Here is a 2,119-nt window from a genome sequence, read left to right as displayed (position 1 = left end):
CTACCGCGGGTAAACAGGTTGCGCCGGGTCCGCCCGCCGGTGATGATCCACGGCATGACGATGCGAAAGGGCGTACTGCGCCCGGGGCTTTGAGCCCCCGACCGCCGGGTCCCGCGGGCCCGGCCGACTGTGTGGACGCCTGGCTCGAAGAAGCCCGGCGCGACCGTACGGGCACCGCCTTCGGGGCGGCGCGCGGTGCGGTCTTCGACGCCGTTCGCCGTGACGGCGAGGGCGGCCCCGCGGCGAGACGGCTCGCCTCTCTGGTCACCGACGTGCGTGACGACGTACGACTGTGCGTGGTGCGGCTGCTCACCGACCTGGCGTCCGTCGCCTCCGGTCGGACGGGCGCCGCGGATACCGGCCGGCTCCTGCTGTCGGATCCCGACGGGCGCGTACGGCGCGCGGCCGCCTGGCTGTTGGCCGAGGCGGACCGGGCGCGGGCCGAGGAACTCCTGACCGCCCCCGCGGACGGACCCGACGCACCCGACCCCGTGGCGCGGCTCGCGCTCGCCGAAGCCCTGCTCGTGGCGGGCGGCGACGGCCTCGCCGACCGACTGCGCACCGACCCCGATCCGGCGGTCAGACTGCGGGCCACTCCGGCGCCCGAAGGCGACGAGGTCCTCGCGGACCTCGATGCCTTCGGCGCCCGGATCGGCGGGCCCGGAGGCCGGGTCGAGTGGCGGATCGGGACCGTGTGGGGGCTCAACGCGCGGCGCTCCGATGCCGAGGCCAGCTGCTACGCCCAGGTCGCCGCGCTCGCGGCCCGGCCGACGGCGGCGGCGCGGCTCGCGGCCGTCGACATGGCGGGCGTGGCGATGCGGAACTGGCGGGCGGCCCCCGCGGCGCTCGTACCGCACCTGCGCCCGCTGCTGACGGACCCTTCGGCCGGCCCGGCCGCGGCGCACGTGCTCGGGGCCTCGCTGGAGGCCACCCGGCTGTGCCGGGAGGAACTCGCGCAGCAGGTCCCCGCCCGGGGCGAGACGGCCTCCCCAGATGGAACTCCCGCCACGGGAGGGACGGCTACCCCGGACCGGGCGCCCGCTTCGGACGGTGCGGCCCTCCCGGACGGGACTCCCGTCCGGGGCGAAACGGCCATCCCCGGTGGGACTCCCATCCAGGGCGAAGCGTCTACCCCCGGTGGGAGTCCCGTCCGGTGCGAGACGGCCACCCCAGGCGGGCCTCCCGCCCAGGGCGGAGCGGCCACCCCCGGCCGAACCCCCGCCCGGAGCGAGACGGCCACGCTCGCGCTCGCGCGGATCGGGGACGTGCGCGCGTTGCCGGAGTTGTGCCGGATGGTTCGGGCGGGGCGTCGCGGGAGGGGGACGGGGGAGGCCGTGAGGGGGCTGGCCGGCGTTCCCGGTGTGGACCTCGCCCCGCTCGTCGAGGCAGCCGTGGTGGCCCTCGGGCGGTCGGGGGCGGACGAGGAGGGGCCGGCGCTCGTCGTGCTGAGCGCGTGCGGAGCCGCCGCGGCCCCTGCCGTGCCCGTGCTCGTACGGTTGCTGGCCGGGCTGCCCGAGGACGGCTCGTTCGACCGGCGGGCGAGCCGACTGGTGGGCGCGCTCGGGGCCGTCGGCCCGGCGGCCGCCCCCGCGCTGCCCCTGATCGACGCGCTGGCAGCGAAGGGGCACGGCTCCCGGTCCGGCCAGACCCCGATGGCGCTGATCCGGATCTCGGGGGACCGGCGGCGGGCGGACGAGATCCTCGCGGGGCTGGACGGCCGGCCGCGCGGGATCAGGACGGCGGCCCTGCTCCTGGACTGGCTCGCGGACAACGGCGGACTGGAGCCGCACCACGTCGCCCGCCTCAGGGAGAACGCCGCCGCCGGCCCCCGCGCGCACCCGCGACTCCTCGGCACCCTGTGGCAGCACGTGGAGGAGGAGCGGGCCGGACCGGCCCTGGAAGCGTTCCTGAGCGACGTGGGGCGCGGGGAACTGAGCCCGTACGTCTGCCGGATCCTGGCCTGCCTGGGCCCCGCGGCGGCCCCGGCGGTGCCGGCCCTGCGGGCGGAGACGGAGCGGCGCGTCCGCGTCCCGGTGTACCTCGGCGACGAGGACGAGGAGATGCGGGAGGACGAACGCCTGGCCGCGGCGGCCCGCGAAACCCTCCGGCTGATCGGTCC

Annotated in this window: 1 pseudogene; it reads left to right on the top strand. The window is 78.0% G+C overall.

Features of this window, described 5'->3' with window-relative positions:
• Positions 1-131: 131 nt before the first annotated feature.
• Positions 132-2,119: pseudogene (locus ACWGDE_RS38455) on the top strand (hypothetical protein); the annotation flags it as partial.

The sequence above is a fragment of the Streptomyces sp. NPDC054956 genome (assembly GCF_053609185.1).
The sequence above is the reverse complement of the archived record's forward strand: the minus strand, read 5'-3'. Positions and strand labels throughout refer to the sequence as shown.